Consider the following 1,147-nt stretch of genomic DNA (forward strand, 5'->3'; position numbering starts at 1 on the left):
AACACTTATCGTACCTCCCGCCCCAATCCGGCACCTCTTGAGCGAACCGTCGTAACATGCGTGCCGCGGGCAAACGGTGGTGTCGATGTCTACGGCACCACCCAGAGCATTCACGCAATGCGTAAAAACATAGCTTCCTCACTGGACATCCCGCTGAGCAAGGTGAACTGTCACTGGACCTATCTGGGCGGTGCCTTCGGTGCCCACATCCACACAGGATGGATAGAGCCTCTCTGCGCGTTTCTTGCCATCAAGACCGGCAAGCCCGTACGCGGAGAAAAATCCCGGGAGGACATGTTTCTCGCCTATGGCCGTCACCCGATGGAGATTAAGCTGAAAACAGGAGTCAAAAATGACGGATCGTTTACGGCCATCGCTGTGGATATCATTGACGACACCGGGGCTTATGCCTTCAGCGGCGGATCTAAGATGAAACTGACCGCCGGGTTCTGCCTGTCAATGTACCGTTGTCCGAATCAACGAATAAGGGGGAAGACCGTCTACACCAACACTCCGTCTCTTTGTGCCATGAGAGGAGCCGGAAATCCCCAGGCTCACTGGGCGGTTGAATCGCAGATCGACATTATCGCGGAGAAACTGGGCATGGACCCGCTTGAACTGCGGCTGAAAAATCATATCGGTGAAGGACAGACCTTTTACGGACAGAGCACGGATGTTGTATGTGACATTATCAGTTGCGGCACCGAAGAGGTGGTCAGAAAAGGGGCCGAAGCAATCGGCTGGTCCACCCGCAACGATCACGAAACCGAGTCTTTATACATAAAAAGAGGGATAGGGATGGCCAGAGGTTTCCACACCTCGGGCGCCGGCTCCTCCACTCCTTCCAAGTATATTATGGACTATGCCGGGGCTATCATCAAAATGAACGAGGACGGCACCGCTGTTCTGCTCAACGCATCTGCCGATGCGGGTGGCGGCAACAGGAGCGGTTATGCGGCAATGATCGCAGAGGAGCTGGGCATCGGGTACGAGGACGTCATCCTGCCAAACGGAGACACCGACACCACCCTCTTCGACGTGCCGACACATGCCAGCCGGGGTAATTACGGAACCGGACTCGCGGTGGTGCAGGCGGCGAAAAACCTCAAGGAAAAACTGATAAAGTGGGCAGCAGATATTCTTGATG

The 1,147-nt window shown here is 55.2% G+C and carries 1 protein-coding gene; it reads left to right on the plus strand.

Annotated elements, in window-relative coordinates; all coding sequences use genetic code 11:
* The coding region (locus BLQ17_RS22080) for a xanthine dehydrogenase family protein molybdopterin-binding subunit (RefSeq protein WP_176761409.1) at nucleotides 1-1,147 on the plus strand (1,147 nt) is incomplete at both ends.

Source organism: Desulforhopalus singaporensis, assembly GCF_900104445.1.
Lineage (GTDB): Bacteria > Desulfobacterota > Desulfobulbia > Desulfobulbales > Desulfocapsaceae > Desulforhopalus_A > Desulforhopalus_A singaporensis.